This window comes from Streptomyces sp. NPDC002888 (assembly GCF_042888465.1).
Taxonomy (GTDB): domain Bacteria; phylum Actinomycetota; class Actinomycetes; order Streptomycetales; family Streptomycetaceae; genus Streptomyces.
Window position 1 is genome coordinate 108,358 of the sequence record NZ_JBIAPU010000010.1, and the last position, 15,269, is coordinate 123,626.

At 70.4% G+C, this 15,269-nt stretch carries 12 protein-coding genes, 1 pseudogene and 1 riboswitch; all 13 genes and pseudogenes read right to left on the reverse strand.

What is annotated here, in order from left to right; genetic code table 11:
- Positions 1 to 330: 330 nt before the first annotated feature.
- The gene (locus ACFYWX_RS18220) at positions 331 to 1,233 is read right to left on the reverse strand and encodes an exopolyphosphatase (RefSeq protein WP_389425196.1); all 903 of its coding nucleotides are present in this window, start codon (positions 1,231 to 1,233) and stop codon (positions 331 to 333) included.
- Between the two features lie 255 nt (positions 1,234 to 1,488).
- Positions 1,489 to 1,893 (reverse strand): annotated as a pseudogene (locus tag ACFYWX_RS18225) (DUF501 domain-containing protein); the annotation flags it as partial.
- A 62-nt stretch (positions 1,894 to 1,955) separates the two neighbouring features.
- The gene (locus ACFYWX_RS18230; RefSeq protein WP_389425043.1) at positions 1,956 to 2,432 is read right to left on the reverse strand and encodes a septum formation initiator family protein; all 477 of its coding nucleotides are present in this window, start codon (positions 2,430 to 2,432) and stop codon (positions 1,956 to 1,958) included.
- Positions 2,433 to 2,565: 133 nt separating this feature from the next.
- Complete coding sequence (eno, locus tag ACFYWX_RS18235; RefSeq protein WP_389425197.1) at positions 2,566 to 3,846, reverse strand: phosphopyruvate hydratase; 1,281 nt, start codon at positions 3,844 to 3,846, stop codon at positions 2,566 to 2,568.
- A gap of 339 nt (positions 3,847 to 4,185) precedes the next feature.
- The gene (locus ACFYWX_RS18240) at positions 4,186 to 4,902 is read right to left on the reverse strand and encodes a transglycosylase family protein (protein WP_389425044.1); all 717 of its coding nucleotides are present in this window, start codon (positions 4,900 to 4,902) and stop codon (positions 4,186 to 4,188) included.
- 4 nt (positions 4,903 to 4,906) lie between these two features.
- Positions 4,907 to 5,075: riboswitch (cyclic di-AMP (ydaO/yuaA leader) on the reverse strand.
- Between the two features lie 194 nt (positions 5,076 to 5,269).
- Positions 5,270 to 6,313 carry a transglycosylase family protein gene (locus ACFYWX_RS18245; RefSeq protein WP_389425045.1) on the reverse strand — a complete coding sequence of 348 codons (1,044 nt, stop codon included), beginning with the start codon at positions 6,311 to 6,313 and terminating at the stop codon, positions 5,270 to 5,272.
- 183 nt (positions 6,314 to 6,496) lie between these two features.
- Positions 6,497 to 7,768 carry a cytochrome P450 gene (locus ACFYWX_RS18250; RefSeq protein WP_389425046.1) on the reverse strand — a complete coding sequence of 424 codons (1,272 nt, stop codon included), beginning with the start codon at positions 7,766 to 7,768 and terminating at the stop codon, positions 6,497 to 6,499.
- Complete coding sequence (locus tag ACFYWX_RS18255) at positions 7,765 to 9,843, reverse strand: tetratricopeptide repeat protein (RefSeq protein WP_389425047.1); 2,079 nt, start codon at positions 9,841 to 9,843, stop codon at positions 7,765 to 7,767. Before ACFYWX_RS18255 ends, ACFYWX_RS18250 begins: the two co-directional genes overlap by 4 nt.
- A gap of 336 nt (positions 9,844 to 10,179) precedes the next feature.
- Positions 10,180 to 11,175, reverse strand: a complete 996-nt coding sequence (locus ACFYWX_RS18260) for a nucleoside triphosphate pyrophosphohydrolase (protein WP_389425048.1) — start codon at positions 11,173 to 11,175, stop codon at positions 10,180 to 10,182.
- Positions 11,176 to 11,255: 80 nt separating this feature from the next.
- A complete protein-coding gene (locus ACFYWX_RS18265; protein WP_389425049.1) occupies positions 11,256 to 11,903 on the reverse strand; it encodes a SurA N-terminal domain-containing protein in 648 nt (215 codons plus the stop codon).
- A gap of 171 nt (positions 11,904 to 12,074) precedes the next feature.
- Positions 12,075 to 12,902 carry a glycoside hydrolase domain-containing protein gene (locus ACFYWX_RS18270; protein ID WP_389425050.1) on the reverse strand — a complete coding sequence of 276 codons (828 nt, stop codon included), beginning with the start codon at positions 12,900 to 12,902 and terminating at the stop codon, positions 12,075 to 12,077.
- 125 nt (positions 12,903 to 13,027) lie between these two features.
- Positions 13,028 to 14,518, reverse strand: coding sequence for a protein kinase (locus tag ACFYWX_RS18275; RefSeq protein WP_389425198.1), 1,491 nt, complete (start codon positions 14,516 to 14,518; stop codon positions 13,028 to 13,030).
- A gap of 38 nt (positions 14,519 to 14,556) precedes the next feature.
- Complete coding sequence (locus tag ACFYWX_RS18280) at positions 14,557 to 15,219, reverse strand: hypothetical protein (RefSeq protein WP_389425051.1); 663 nt, start codon at positions 15,217 to 15,219, stop codon at positions 14,557 to 14,559.
- Positions 15,220 to 15,269 lie beyond the last annotated feature (50 nt).

A 15,269-nucleotide genomic window follows, 5' to 3' on the forward strand; every position in this document is an offset into this window, starting at 1 on the left:
ATCCACATCATGATGACAAGTGGGAACCGGTGTGCACGGTGACCCGTTGTCAATGCCGCGTGAGCTGCCTCTCTGGGTCGCCGACCCCCCTGCGAGCCCTCGCTCGAGCCCCTCTCCGGCGCCGCTCCGGAACACCCTCATACCATGCTTCTGAACGCGTTCAAAGGCCTATTGGGCCCCCAGAAGGGTCAACCGGACCCTTCTCGTCGCCCTGGAGTGCCGAATTCCTTGTGAAGAACTTCACGAACTTTTCCGGCGGGGTGCCTCCGAGGGGTTCATCCGAACCCCTCGGACGCGCTCATCCGTGATACATGCCTGCTCAGAAGGGGCCTACACCGCGGAGAACGCGATGCCGTCGAGGATGTCGTGTTCACTCACCACGACCTCCTCGGCACCGATTCGCTCCATGATCGTCAGGAGGACGAGGGCGCCCGCCGCGATCACGTCCACGCGCCCCGGGTGCATGGAGGGGATGGCCGCGCGTTCGGCGTGGGTGGAGTGGAGGAGCCGGTCGGTGATCTCGCGGACCGTGTCGCGGGAGACGCGGGAGTGGTGGATGACGGACGAGTCGTACTCGGGGAGGTCCTGGGCGATCGCCGACACCGTCGTGACGGATCCGGCGAGACCGACCAGGGTGCGCGCCTCGCGCAGGGGCACGGTCTCCTCGGCGAGATCCAGGGCCGCCTCGATGTCGGCCCGCATCGCGGCGATCTGCTCCTCGGTGGGCGGGTCGGCGACCACGCCGTCCCGCACGAGGTGCCGCTCGGTCATCCGTACGCAGCCCACGTCGACCGAGCGCGCCGCGCGCACGTGGTCGTCGCCGACGACGAACTCCGTCGAGCCGCCACCGATGTCCACCACCAGGTAGGGACGGGACAGGTCGTCGCGGCCCGCCAGCTCCTTCGTCGCCCCGGTGAAGGAGAACTCGGCCTCCTGGTCGCCGGAGATGACCTCGGGTTCGACGCCCAGGATGTCCACCACGCCGCGCACGAACTCGTCGCGGTTGGAGGCGTCCCGGGAGGCCGACGTGGCCACGAACCGCACCTTGCCCGCGCCCAGTTCGCGGATGACCTCCGCGTACTCGCGGCACGCCGCGAACGTGCGCTCCAGCGCCTCGGGGGCCAGCCGGCCGGTCCGGTCCACGTCCTGGCCGAGCCGAACGATCGTCATACGCCGGTCGAGCTCCAGCAGTTCACCCGTGGCGGGGTTGACGTCCGCGACGAGGAGCCGGATGGAGTTCGTACCGCAGTCGACGGCGGCGACCCGGCCGAAACCGTCGGGAACGAGCGGGGTGTCCGCGAAGAAGCCGCTGCGGGCCTCGGCGGGGTCGGAGACCGTGCCCTCCTCGCCCGGGTGCTCGTCCGCCGGGTCCGGCGCCACGAGCTGCTGCACGCACGGCCCCTTGCGCCACCACTCCGGCAGCATCGCGAGCGCCTCGTCGCCCAGCGGGTTCACGCCCGGCCCCGCGGCGAGGGAGTGGCCCACCAGCACGTGCAGGCACTTGACCCGGTCCGGCATGCCGCCCGCGCTCGGGAAGCCCTTCAGGACCTCGATGGCGTCACGGCGCGCGATGTAGTCCTCGTGTGCGGCACGGTACGCGGCGGCGAGTTCCGGGTCGGTCTGCAGCCGCTCCGTCATCTCCTTCATGACGCCGTTCGCCTCCAGCGTGCCGATCGCCGAGGCGGCGCGCGGGCACGTCAGGTAGTACAGCGTCGGGAAGGGCGTGCCGTCGGGCAGACGGGGGGCCGTCTCGACGACGTCCGGCCGGCCGCACGGACACCGGTGCGCGATGGCGCGCAGCCCGCGCGGCGGGCGTCCGAGCTGCTGCTTGAAGGCCTCGACGTCCGCGTCGGTGGGCTCGGTGCGCGGAGTGGTCGGCGGGGGCGTTTCCATGCCTGTCTTTCTATCGGGTCTACCGGTCCATCGGGCCTACCGGCCCATTGGGTCTACCGGTCTCACTGGTCGGAGGCGTCGGACTTGTCGACCCCGTCCCAGACGTTGGAGTACCAGGGGCGGTCGGCCGCCACCAGGTCGGCGTGTGCCTGCTTGGCCGCGGCCGGGTCGATCACGATGTACCCGGTCTCGCCGGGCATCACATAGTGCAGCCGCTGCCGGATCTGCTGCTCCGCGTACGCGTCGTCCTGCCAGCGCGCCTTGAGGTCGCGCAACTGTTCGACCCGCTGCTTGGCCTGCGCCTTCTCCCGCTGCAGATCGGCGACCTCGGCGCGCTGGGAGACGTACTGCCTTATCGGATAGGCGAGGGCCACGATCAGCGAGCACAGGACCAGGGCGAGCAGGGCCGCCCGGCTGGTCAGGCGGGAGCGGCGGGCCTGCCGCTTGGTCTGGGAGCGGTAGACACGGGCCGCCGTCTGCTCACCGAGCAACCGGATCCTGGTCGCGGTGGAGAAACGGTCCCGGTCCTTCACGGCCATGTCCCCGCGCCTCCCGTTTCACACGTGCGTACGTCCCCGCACACGGTACGGGACCGAGTACGGGGACGTACGTACGACTGGCTAAGGCTTAACCCGGGAAGGCCCAGCCCTTGAAGGTTCAGCCCTTGAAGGTTCAGCCCTTGAAGCGGGGGAAGGCCGAGCGGCCCGCGTACACCGCCGCGTCGTCGAGGATCTCCTCGATGCGCAGCAGCTGGTTGTACTTGGCGACGCGCTCGGAGCGGGCCGGGGCGCCGGTCTTGATCTGGCCGCAGTTGGTGGCGACGGCCAGGTCGGCGATGGTGACGTCCTCGGTCTCGCCGGAGCGGTGGGACATCATGCACTTGAAGCCGCTGCGCTGGGCCAGCTCGACGGCGTCCAGGGTCTCGGTCAGCGAACCGATCTGGTTGACCTTGACCAGCAGGGCGTTGGCGGCGCCCTCGTCGATACCGCGGGCGAGGCGCTCGGGGTTGGTGACGAACAGGTCGTCGCCGACGAGCTGGACCTTGTCACCGAGCTTCTCGGTGATGGTCTTCCAGCCGTCCCAGTCGTCCTCGAACAGCGGGTCCTCGATGGAGACGAGCGGGTACGCCGCGACGAGCTCGGCGTAGTAGTCGGTCATCTCGGCGGCGGAGCGCTCCTTGCCCTCGAAGAGGTAGGAGCCGTCCTTGTAGAACTCGGACGCGGCGACGTCGAGCGCCAGGGCGATCTGCTCGCCGGGGGTGTAGCCGGCCTCCTTGACGGCCTCGAGGATGAGGTCGAGGGCCTCGCGGTTGGAGCCGAGGTTCGGGGCGAAGCCGCCCTCGTCGCCGAGGCCGGTGGCCAGGCCCTTGCTCTTCAGGACCTTCTTGAGGGTGTGGTAGACCTCGGTGCCCCAGCGCAGCGCCTCGGAGAAGGACTCCGCGCCGATCGGGGCGATCATGAACTCCTGGATGTCCACGTTGGAGTCGGCGTGCGAGCCGCCGTTCAGGATGTTCATCATCGGCACCGGCAGCAGGTGCGCGTTCGGGCCGCCCAGGTAGCGGAAGAGGGGGAGGTCGCTGGCCTCGGAGGCGGCGTGGGCGACGGCGAGCGAGACGCCGAGGATGGCGTTGGCGCCGAGCGAGCCCTTGTTGTCGGTGGCGTCCAGGTCGAACATGGCCTGGTCGATCAGGCGCTGCTCGGTGGCGTCGTAGCCGACCAGCTCCGGGCCGATCTGCTCGATGACGGCCAGGACGGCCTTCTCGACACCCTTGCCCTGGTAGCGGTTCGGGTCACCGTCGCGGAGCTCGATGGCCTCGAAGGCGCCGGTGGAGGCGCCGGAGGGGACGGCGGCACGACCCGTGCTGCCGTCGTCGAGGCCGACCTCGACCTCGACCGTGGGATTGCCTCGGGAGTCCAGGATTTCCCGGGCTACGACGACGTCGATGGACGGCACGAGCATCTCCTTCATGGGATGTGACGCTGGAAGTGCGGGGCCCGTGGGCCTTGCGACTAGAGCCTAACCGCCCCCGGGGCATCGGCAGCCGACCGACCGCCTCGTGGACAGGCTGACGGTACACATTGTTCCCGGCTGGAACAAAGGGCGGTACGGGGATTGCGGGCGAAGGACGGGCAAAGAAAAACCCCGCCCCGGTGCGTACGGGGGAACACGCACCGGGGCGGGGAGCCCGTGGGGACGGGGGGCCCTCACGTGTCCTCCACTGTGGAGGACACGGCTATGAGGACGCTTTGGTTCGGCTGGGGTCCGCGTAGGACCTCGGCTCGAGCCCGCGTATCACTTCAGGTGAAGCTGCTGGCCCGGGTAGATGAGGTTGGCGTCCTGGACGATGTCCTTGTTCAGCTCGAACAGCTTCTCCCAGCCGCCCGCGACCTTCTGCTTCGTGGCGATCGAGCTGAGGGTGTCGCCCGTGACGACCTTGTACTCGCCGTCGCCCTTCTTGACCTTCTTGCCGGTCGGGGTGGTGACGGTCTTCTTGGCGGCCGGGCGCTCGGAGGAGCGGGAGGCCTGCTGCTCGCTCGAGCGGGTGCTGGTGCCGCTGTCGTTCGAGGAGCTGCTGCCGGAGGAGCCGCTGCTGGAGGAGCCGCTGCCGGACGAGGTGTCGGTGCTGCCGCTGGAGGAGGCGCCGGACAGGCCCTTGCCGCAGACCGGCCAGGCACCCTTGCCCTGGGAGGCGAGGACCTTCTCGGCGACGGCTATCTGCTGCGCCTTGCTGGCCTGGTTGGCCTGGGAGGCGTACTGCGTGCCGCCGTACGCGGCCCAGGTGGAGGCGGAGAACTGCAGGCCGCCGTAGTAGCCGTTGCCGGTGTTGATGGACCAGTTGCCGCCCGACTCGCACTGGGCGACCGTGTCCCACTCGGAGGCGGTGGCGGCGGAGGCGTTGCCGGCCGCCATCAGCGGGGCGGCGACGGCGGCGCCGGTCACACCGGCGATGGCGATGGCGCGAGTGGTCTTGGACGGACGACGGTGCTTGCCCTTGCCGGAAAACAGCATGGTTGGATCCCCTCACCGACGCCTGCGAGGTGAGCTGTCGGGTTCGGGCCGGTTGAGTTGCCCGGCCGCACCTCTCACGAGGCGCGGCTTCACCCCAAGCCGGATCCGGTCTCAATGTCCGGGCCCGGCACTTACCTTGGGTCCCCCGCTCCTGCCTACGGCGCTTGACGCGACGACTGTTCCCGTACGGCCGCTGGCAGGATTCGGCGTTGCGGCAGCCGGGGCTCACGTTGGCGAGCGGTCATGACCGTAGACACGTGATCCACGGAATTTCAAAGACGATCAGGGCTTCTGAGACTCATCCCACACTTTCACCAAAGCGGACATTTTGTGTGAAGTGTGGCGCTAACTCCCGCCGCTTTTCGCCCTATTCAGCCCCGACTCGAAGGGTCTGACCGGCGGAGATGTTGTTCGGGTCGGCGCCGATCGCCTGCCTGTTCTCGGCATAGAGGGCAGACCACCCGCCGTCGAGGCCAAGGGAGTCGGCGATGGACGCCAGGGTGTCACCGGGGCGGACGGTGTAGGCGTGACGGCCGGAGGAGGCCGTCTTGGCCCCGCCGTCCGTGGTCTCGTCGGCACTGCCGCCGCGGTGACGGCCGGTGCCGGTGTCCACGGAGCCGGTCACGGAGCCGGTGTCCACAAGGCTCCAAGAACCCGCACCCTGCTGCACATTGTCCGACTCGTCGGACTTGTCGGATGCGGGGCCTTCCGCGGGCGAGCTTTCGGGGCTCCGTGAGTTCGTCGCGCCGGAATCGGCGGACGAATCGGACTTTGCGGAGTTATCCGACTTGGAGGGAGAAGAGGGCGAGGGGGGCGAAGGGGACGGTTCCGTGGAGGATCCGGTCGCAGAGTCGTCGGGGGTACTGGACGCACCCGAGGACTCATCGGATGTTCCGGAGGAGTCGGAAGAATCCGACGAATTGGACGATCCAGATGAGCCAGATGCGCCGGATGAGCCAGATGCGCCGGACGAATTGGACAGACCTCGGGAGGGCACGTCGTCGGCCACACCCGTGTCGACGTCGGCCGAGCCCGAGTCCTTTCCGAGTCCGGTGAGCAGTCCGCAGGTGGGCCAGGCGCCGGGGCCCAGGTCGTCGAGGATCTTCTCGGCGACGGTTATCTGCTGGGAACGGCTGGCCTTGTCGGCGCTGGAGGCGAACTCGAGGCCGCCGTACTTCTCCCAGCGCTCCTGGTTCAGGTGCAGGCCGCCGTAGAACCCGTTGCCCGTGTCGGCGCTCCACGCTCCGCCGGTCTCGCAGTCGGCCACCTTGTCCCACGTCGTGCCGTCGGCCGCACTGGCGCCGGTGGCCCCGAGCAGCGGGATGGCGATGGCGGAGCCGGTCACCCCGGCAGCGACGAGGAGAGCCGGAGCCTGGCGAGGGCGACGGTGGCGACCGTTCCCGGAGAGCATGCGGTGACCTTTCGCGAGACAGCACGTACCCACGCGGCGGGTGAAGCCGAGTCGCCGCGTTGACGAGTGAACGTACCGACAGCCGATCACTTGTCACAAGTTAATGCCGCGTAGATCACGTGAAGATCACAGAGTTGAAGGCATGTCACCTTGATGTATCGGGTACACAGCGCACTCGCCCGGTCACCATGAGGGCGTGAACTCCACCGGCAGCGTGCGCAGTCCCCGCATGATGAGTCCGCCCCGCCACCTCAAGTCGGCCGGATCCCCGCCAAGTCGCAGGTCGGGAAGCCGGGTGAGCAGCGTGGCGAGCGCGGTCTGCCCCTCCAGACGGGCCAGCGGCGCGCCGAGACAGTAGTGGATGCCGTGCCCGTAACCGAGGTGCTGGTTGTCACGCCGTCCGAGGTCGAGGACGTCCGGCTCCGCGAACCGCTCCGGATCCCGGTCCGCGGCGGCGAGTACGACGAGAACGGGGTCCCCGGCCGCGATGTCCTGCCCGCCGATGCTGAGCGGCTCGGTGGCGAACCGCCAGGTCGCGAGCTCCACGGGACCGTCGTAGCGCAGGAGTTCCTCGACGCCGGTCTCGAGGAGGTCGGTGTGCCCGGCGGTGAGGGAGTCCTGCAGGCGGGCCCGTTGTTCGGGGTGGGTGAGGAGGGCGTAGGTGCCGTTGCCGATAAGGTTGACGGTCGTCTCGAAGCCGGCGAACAGAAGGATGAACGCCATCGCGGCCGCCTCGTTCTCGGTGAGGTGCTCGCCGTGGTCGGAGGCGCGGATGAGGCCGGAGATGAGGTCCTCGCCGGGCGCGGCCGTGTCCGGGAGGGCCTCGCGCTTGCGGTGGATGAGGTCGGCGAGGTAGCCGCGCATCTTCTTCACGGACCGCGCGACCCCGCCGCGCGGGCCTCCGCCGTGCCGGATCATCATGCCCGCCCAGTCCCGGAAGTCGTCCTGGTCCTCGCGCGGGACGCCGAGCAGGTCGCAGATCGCGTAGATGGGCAGGGGGAACGCGAACTCGTGGATGAGGTCGGCCGAGCCCCGGCCGGCGAACTCGTCGATGAGGTGGTCGGTGAGCTCCTGCACCCGCGGGGCGAACTCGGCGACCCGGCGCGGTGTGAAGGCCTTGCTGACGAGCCGTCGGAGCCTGGTGTGGTCCGGGGGGTCGATGTTGAGCAGATGCGTCATCAACTCGGCCTTGCGCTCACCGGGAATGCCGGTTTTGCCCTTGGCGTGCGCGGGTTCGTCATGATGCGCCGGGTTCTTGCTGAGCCGCTGGTCGGCGAGGGCTTGCTTCGCGTCGACGTACCGGGTGACCAGCCATGCCTCGACCCCGCTGGGGAGTTTCGTCCGGTGCACGGGGGCGTGCTCGCGCAGCCAGGCGTAGGCGGGGTAGGGGTTGGTGGCGAACTCCCAGGTGAAGAGGTCGGGGGCGGGAGCTGGGGGCTGGGGGTGGTTGGTCACTCCTTGACGGTAGCTGGCTTTTCGGCCATCTCCGCCAGGGCCTTCTTGGCGGCGGGGTGGCCCATGTCGGCGGCTTTGCGGTACCAGAAGGCGGCTCTTTCGGGATTGCCCTGCTTTTCGCGGAGGACCGCCAGCCGGTAGGCGCCGTAGGGGTCACCCATCGCGTAACCCTCGTGGTACATCGCTCTGGCGTCGTCGAGGTTGCCCAGTTCCTCCATGACCATGCCGAGATTGGTGGCGTAGACCGGGTGGTGGAGGCGGAGCGCGAACAGCTCTCCGGCATCCTGCATGGAAGGGGACACCGGGCTTGTGGCGGCCTTCAGCAGCTCGGCCGCGCGCTCGTCACCCGCGTCCGCGGCTCGCCGCAGCCAGATCGGTCCCGCCGCGCGCGGTCCCCAGGTCAGCGCGTACAGGCCCATGCTCCTGGCGATGCCGGTGTGCCCCGCCTCCAGCGCGTCCCAGTAGTACGTCGCCGCCTCGTCGTCGTCCCCTCTGCCGTACAGCAGATCCCCGAGGTGCTCCCCGGCCTCGCCGTCGCCCCCGTCCGCGGCCTTCCGCAGCCAGTGCTCGGCCAGCATGAGGTGGGCCTTCCCGAGGAGCCGGCTCGCCTTTCCGTCCGGATACCGCTCCGCCGCCGTCCGCAGATACGGCAGCGCGTCCTCCGCCTTCTCCCGCGCCAGCAGCAGCTCGCCCACGTGCCCGGACAGCTCCCCCTTCCCCGCGTCCACCGCCTTGCGCAACCACTCCAGTGCCTCGGCCCCCTCGCTCAGGAGACCCATCATGTGCATGGAGTCGGGGTCGCCCTCCTCGGCCTTGGGGGCGAAGAAGGCGCCGGCGGTCCTACGGACGTTGCGGTGCACGTCCGCGTCGGAGCGCGTCCCGTCCAGCGCGCAGCGCCAGACGGCGAGCGGCACCGGCTTCGACGAAGGGTCCCGCAGGACGTCCGCGACCAGTGAGCCGTACGGTCGCCACGTGTCGCCGCTCTCGCCCCGCACCAGGAGCCCGGTCACCCCGCGCCGCTCCTCGGCCGCCCAGGCCAGCGCGTCCTCCGGTGACTCCCTCTCCGGCAGCCCGTGCACATACCCCGGCCCGTAGCAGCCGCTCGCCGCTTCCACGAGTTCGCGCGGTATGCCCCCGGTGACCCCGCAGCGCACGAGGTCGATCGCGGCCCGTACCACCAGGTGACCGCGCGGATGAGGGCTGTTGGAGTAGGTGGCGCGGTGCCACATCTCCCAGAGCTCGGGGCCGATGGCGAGGTACTGGGTGACACCGCTGTCACCGCACCAGCGGAGGGCGTCGACGAGCCGGGCGTCGTCGGTCACGTCGGCGAGCCGTACGAGCTCCGGCTCGCTCCAGCGCGAACTCAGCCGCACCAGCCGGGCTGAGCTCAGGAGATCGGACGCCGGTTCGCTACCGAACCGGTGATTCCCGTACTCCTCGTCGCTCATCGTGGCCACCACGGGTACGCCGAGCCGCTTCAACTCGTCCAGCAGCACCAAGTCCAGCCCTTGGTCTCCGACGTGGCGTTCCAGTCGGTCCAGCCACAGGACGTACGGGCCCTGGCAGTCGCGCAGGAGCCTGGGAAGGGCACGGAGGTCCGTGCCGGGCGGGGGTGCGTAGACGCGGGTGTTCAGCTCCAGGTTGTCGAACATGGCCGTCCACGCGGTCCGTGACTTGCCCGTCAGGGGGCCGCCGGTGATCACGAGCAGACCGTCCCGTTCGCGCCACCCCTGCAGGGCCTCGTCCACGTCCCGCGTCACGTAGAACGCGAGCCCGGACTCCTCCCCCAGTCGCCGTGTCTGCCGCACCCCGAGCGTGACCGGGTTGACCTCTTCGAGGGTCGGCCAGCTGTCGGGGTCGGGGAGCCCGGCACCGGGCCGTGCCCCGTAGTTGTACTGCTTCCCGATGACCTGCCCGCGGAACGTGCCGCCCCGGAAGTCGAGGTGATCGCCCGTCACGGGCGACTCGTTGACGGTGGTCGGATTGATGGAGCCGACTTGGATGAGGTTGCCGGAGACGGTGGTGGAGGAGACGGCGTTGGTGACGTCGGCCGACCGCCTGTTGAACCGACTCATGATGTTGACGAGTTCGGTCGCTGCGCGATCGCCGCTTGCGGAAGAGAGAACCATGCCGAGAAGTCGGCGCCACTTTTTCCTGATCTTCTCGGGGCTCTCCGCCCCGGGGGCGTCCCACTCGAAAGCGCGGAGGTCGTCCGCCTCTCGGCGTCGTCCATGGCGCTCGAACCATGCCGCGAACGCATACCGTATCGACTCCCCGTCCGCCGTCGGCAGCCCCTCCCAGAGGACCCTCGCAGCAACCGTCGCCAGCGCCTCCGACTCCCGATCCACCCAAGCCCCCTGACCACTCGCGCGTCCCTGAGCCAACGGTACTCATCCGGGCGGCCCGTTGGGTCAGTCCTCCGCAGCCCGTATCGCGTCCCGGTAAGCCCGCGCCGCCGCCCGCAACGCCGCCTCGGGATCCGCGCCCTCCGCCTCCGCTCGTACGGCCATCGCCAGCAGCTCGTAGCCGACGCCCTCGCCCTGGGGAAGCGGGACGTCGAGGCCCGCGGTGCGCACGCGGGACGCCAGCTTCGCCGCGAGGGCCAGGCCGGGCTGACCGAGGGGGATGCCCTCCGTCACTGACGTGCGCTGCTTCTCGACGGCCTTCGTGCGCAGCCAGTGTTCCTTGACCTCCTCCGGGGTCGTCGCGGTCTCGTCGCCGAAGACGTGGGGGTGGCGGTGGATGAGCTTGGTGACGATGGTGCCCGCGACGTCGTCGATGGAGAAGGGCGTGTCGGGGTCCTCCTCTGCGATGCGGGCGTGGAAGACGACCTGGAGGAGGACGTCGCCCAGTTCCTCGCGGAGTTCGTCGCGGTCGCCGTCCTCGATCGCCTCGACGAGCTCGTACGCCTCCTCGATGCCGTACTTCGCGAGGCCCTTGTGGGTCTGCTGGGACGACCAGGGGCATTCGGCGCGGATGCGGTCCATGACCTGGACGAGGTCGAGGAGGCGGGCGCCGGGCAGGTCGTAGGAGGCGGGGAGCAGTTCCAGCTCCGGCATGTGGACGCGTCCGGAGCCGGCGAGGCGGGCGAGGCCGTCCGTCAGGGTCGGTTCGCCCTCGCCGGTCGCCACGACGACCACCGTGCGGTCGCCGGCACAGGCGTCGACCAGGTCCTCGGCGGTGGGGGACGCCTCGCCGACCGCTATGCCGGCCTCGCGCAGGTAGGGCAGCTGCGGATGCGCGCCGTCCGCGCACAGCACCTGGTCGGCCGCGTGCAGCGCCTGCCAGGCGGGCCAGGCCAGCAGGCCGGGGGCGACACGGTGCGAGGTGGTGAGCAGGACGATGCGGCCGGAGGCGGCTTCGGGGCTGTCGGGGCTGGATGTGTTCACGCTTCGAACGTAACCCACGCCACGGACAGGGCCCGGAGGTTATCCACAGGCAGGGTGACGTGGAGTGATCGTACGATCATCAACCCTCCAGATTGATGTCACGCCGACTGCTGCGACCCCGCCGCCGAAACCTCCCGCACCCACGGCGTCTTCCCGTCGACCCTGCTGACCTTCTGCACGTCCCAGCTGCCGTAGCGCGGGTTGAGGTCGACGTCGAGTTCCTCGGATGCCTTGGACAGGGCCTTCCAGAAGGCGGGCTGGCTGGTGTCGGTGCCGAGCTGCGTGGCGAGCTTCTGGGCCTCCAGCTGGAGGCGGAGGTTCTCGTCGAGGCGCTGCGGCGGGATCCCGTACTGCTGGAGCCAGGCCGCCTCCAGGCCCTTGGCGCCGCCGGCCTGCCCCTCCAGGCCGGCCCGCATCCGCTGGACCTCGTTGCGGCTGACGGTGAGGCCCGCGTCCTGCGCGGCACGCTGGAGGACCCGGTCGAGGACCATGCCGTGCAGGGTGTCGCGGGTGAGGGTGCCGGACTGGGCGATGGCCTGCGCGTACTGCGCGTCGTCACGCACCGCGGCGCGCTGGGCCGAGCGCACCTCGTTCACCCGGCTCTCCAGTTGCGCGACGGTGATCCGCTGGCCGCCCACGATGGCCGCCGCGCCGGGATGCGCATCGTTTCCGCAGGCGGTCAGGAGGGGTGCCGACGCGACGATCGCGGCGGACAGGAGGAGCGCGGTGCGACGGCGGCGGTGCAAGGAAACCTCCCGAGGAGATTGTGCGACGGTGCACAAAGTCTTGCGGTGATCGATGTTAGGCAGTGGTCCAGCTCTGGCCAACCCATTCGACCAACGATTCACCACGACTTCCGGCACCGCCGCGCGCCCCGCCCTCGGGAAGGGCCGTGACGGGAACGGCGGGGAGGCCCGTCAGCCGGTGATCGCCACCGGTCCGTCCCACGCGTCCCGGTCCACGGTGATCGTGTAGCCGCCCAGCGTCTCCTTGCTGTTGACCATGTACTGGTGACCCCGGCTGTGGTTGGTGAACTGGGTCGCCCCGAACGGCCAGTCCGCGGTGGTGGTGTTCTGCTTGTCCCACAGCGCGTACCAGAGGTTGCCCGGCAGGTCCGTCTTGTCGGTGGCGTTCGCGATCGCCTTCGCGCTGGAGCTGGTGAAGCCGTAGTAGCCGCTGCGGTAGGTCTTGGCGCGCAGCGCCTTGTCGAAGGCGCGCACGTACGTCAGCACGGCGTCGTTGCACGACTTGTTCGTGATGTCGTACGACTCCATGTCGAGGTAGACCGGGCTGCCGGCCTTGATGCCGAGGGCGGAGGACTTGGCGACCGCGTCGGCGGCGTCGCTCGCGCCGAGGGAGGCGGCGGTGGAGGCGGTGATCTTCTCGGGGCTGGAGCCGGTCTGGCAGGGCGGCTGGGCGCCGACGTAGAGCGGGATGAGCTTCCAGCCGACAGTGCTGACCGACTTCACCCAGGACGCGGTGAGGTTGGGCTGGGAGCAGCCGCGGTTCTTGCCGCCGACGTAGACGGCGGCGGCGCCGTAGAAGCCGGTGTGCCAGGCCTTCATCGCGGACAGGGAGGGCGCGGCACAGGTGTCGAAGGCGCGGCCGGTGTAGGTGCGCTGTGCGGGCCACGTGGTCGCCGCCATGGAGGTCTGCGCGGCGATGCCCGCTCCGGCGACGACGGCGGCACCGGCCACCGCCCACGTGATGTATCTGCGCTTCTTCGACTGACGATGGCTGGACACGCGAGAACCCCACCCTGGTTGTGCTGGTTGTTGCGAAACGGATCGCAACCTAACCAGCACCCCTACCGGATTCGGGAAACTCCGTCCCCAGGGGTCCACAAGATTCGTTCATGGCACAGCAAAATCTACCCGCGCACCTGTCCCAGCCACTCAAGGGTCCGGCGGACCTCCGTCGCGAGCGGGTGTCCGGGGCCCTGCAGCCGGTCCACGTCGTGCAGCAGCCGGACCAGGGTGTCGTGGGCGGCGGCGCGGTCGCCGAGGGCGAGGAGCAGGTGGCCGATGCGGCGGCGGACGTCGAGGGCGAGTTCGGGGTCACCGGCGACGTACTGGTTCTCGTAGTACGGCAGCAGCGCGCGGTACTCGGCGAGCGCCGCCGCGGGTTCGCCGAGCTGTTCGAGGCACTGGGCGGCGTCGAAGCGGAAGCGCAGGGACTGCGGGTCGGCCTGGCCGGCCTCGGCGGCGCGCTCGTCGGCGAGGCGGCGCAGTTCGGGCAGCGCGCGCCGGTACTGGCCGTCGTCCATGAGCGTGGCCGCGTACTGCTTGCGCAGGGTGCGCACGACCGGGGAGTGCTCGCCGTGCTGTTCGGCCGCGGCGGGCAGGATCGCGCCGAGGATGTCGACGGCCTGGGTGATGCGGCCCTCGCCGAGCAGGCGCTTGACCTCGTCGACGGCGGCCGCGACGTCCGGCTTGTCCGCCGCGGGCGCCACGGGGGCGGCCTGCGGCTGGGGCGCGGGCGTGCGCGCGCGGTCCGGCCAGGGGGCGTGCGGGCGGAGGAAGGGGCGCGTGGGGTCGAGGGGTGCCCCGGTGGGCGTGCCGCGCGCGGGCAGGAGCAGCTCCAGGTGCTCGTACACCTCCTGCGCGGAGGCGGGCCGGTGCTGCGGGTCCTTGGCGAGCAGGCGCAGGACCAGCGCTTCGAGCGCCTCGGGGACTTCGGGGCGGGTACGGCGCACGGGCAGCGGCGGCTCGTACAGGTGCCGGTGCAGCACGCCGAGCGCCGTGGAGCCGGAGAACGGCACGTCGCCGCTGAGCAGTTCGTGCAGCAGCACCCCGAGCGCGTACAGGTCGGTGTACGGGCCGACCGCGCCGCCCATGGCCTGTTCCGGGGCCATGTACGCGGGCGAGCCGATGGGCGAACCGGTGTGCGTGAGGCGGGTGGTGTCGGTGTCCATGACGGAGGCGACGCCGAGGTCGAGGACGGTGACCGTGCCGTCCTGCTTCACCATCACGTTGCGCGGCTTGAGGTCGCGGTGGACGATCGGCACGGCGTGCACGGCGCTCAGCACGGCGCACAGTTGCGCGGCGACCGCGACCGCCCACTGCCACGGGTACGGGTCGTGTTCGGCGAGGTGGTCGGAGAGGTCTGCGCCGTCGACGTACTGCATGACGAGGAACAGCTCCTCGCCCTCGCTGCCCGCGTCGTGCACGGTCACCAGGCCGGGGTGGTCGACCTGCGCGGTCACCCGGCACTCGCGCACGAAGCGGCGGCGCAGTTCGTCGGCCTCCTGGCCCGCCACCTTGTCGGGGCGCAGCAGCTTCACCGCGACGCGCCGGTCGAGGCGCCGGTCGTAGGCCGTCCAGACCTGGCCCATGCCGCCCTGCCCGATGAGCGTGGCCAGTTCGTACCGGCCGGCGACGACGCGTCCTGTCGCCACGGTCACCTTCCGCCCTCGCTGTCGCCACCCGGCCGGCTGTCCTGCTGGCGCAGGTAGTCACTGAGCTCGTCGAGCTCCGCGCGCACCTGGTCGATCCGGGCGGGCGCGGGACGCTGGGGCGGCGCGGGGGCGGGTATCGGCGGCTGCGGCACCGGGGTGTGGTGCGGCGGCTGGGGCGCGGATGTTCGGGGCACCGGGGGCGGGGTGTGCGGCGCGGGGGGCGGGGTGTGCGGCGCGGGGTGCAGGGTGGTCCCGGTGTACGGCGTCGTGGCCTGCGGGTAGCCGTACGCCGGTGGGCGCTGGGCGGCGTAGGGCCCGTAGCGGAGTTGGTGGAAGTGGCGGATGTCCGCGGCGAGGTAGTACGCGATCGCCGCGACGAGGGTGCCCAGGAGGAGCGTGATGCCCGTCCAGCCGCCCGCGGTGTGGACCTCCTCGCCTGGCTCGCTGCCCAGCAGCACCATGCTGAGGGCGTCTGTCGCCAGCACGGCCACGAACAGACCCCAGTCGAGGGACTTCCGGGTCACGATGGCCAGCCGCAGCAGCATCGTCCAGGCCAGGAAGCCGAGGCTGAAGATCGAGATCACCACGAACAGCACGCGCAGGAAGATCAGCCACCCCGTGTGGGGCGGCTGCTTCACCGGCTGCGTGTAGCCGTGGCCATGCATGACAGCTCCTGATGCCTGAGAGGGACGTACGACGCCGGCCGGCGTCCGAC

Excerpts from the sequence above, each read along its gene's own strand:
- ACFYWX_RS18245 (WP_389425045.1), bottom strand. The coding sequence starts at position 6,313 with ATGCTCTCCGGGAACGGTCGCCACCGTCGCCCTCGCCAGGCTCCGGCT.
- ACFYWX_RS18230 (WP_389425043.1), bottom strand. The coding sequence starts at position 2,432 with ATGGCCGTGAAGGACCGGGACCGTTTCTCCACCGCGACCAGGATCCGG.
- ACFYWX_RS18280 (WP_389425051.1), bottom strand. The coding sequence starts at position 15,219 with ATGCATGGCCACGGCTACACGCAGCCGGTGAAGCAGCCGCCCCACACG.
- ACFYWX_RS18240 (WP_389425044.1), bottom strand. The coding sequence starts at position 4,902 with ATGCTGTTTTCCGGCAAGGGCAAGCACCGTCGTCCGTCCAAGACCACT.
- ACFYWX_RS18255 (WP_389425047.1), bottom strand. The coding sequence starts at position 9,843 with ATGAGTCGGTTCAACAGGCGGTCGGCCGACGTCACCAACGCCGTCTCC.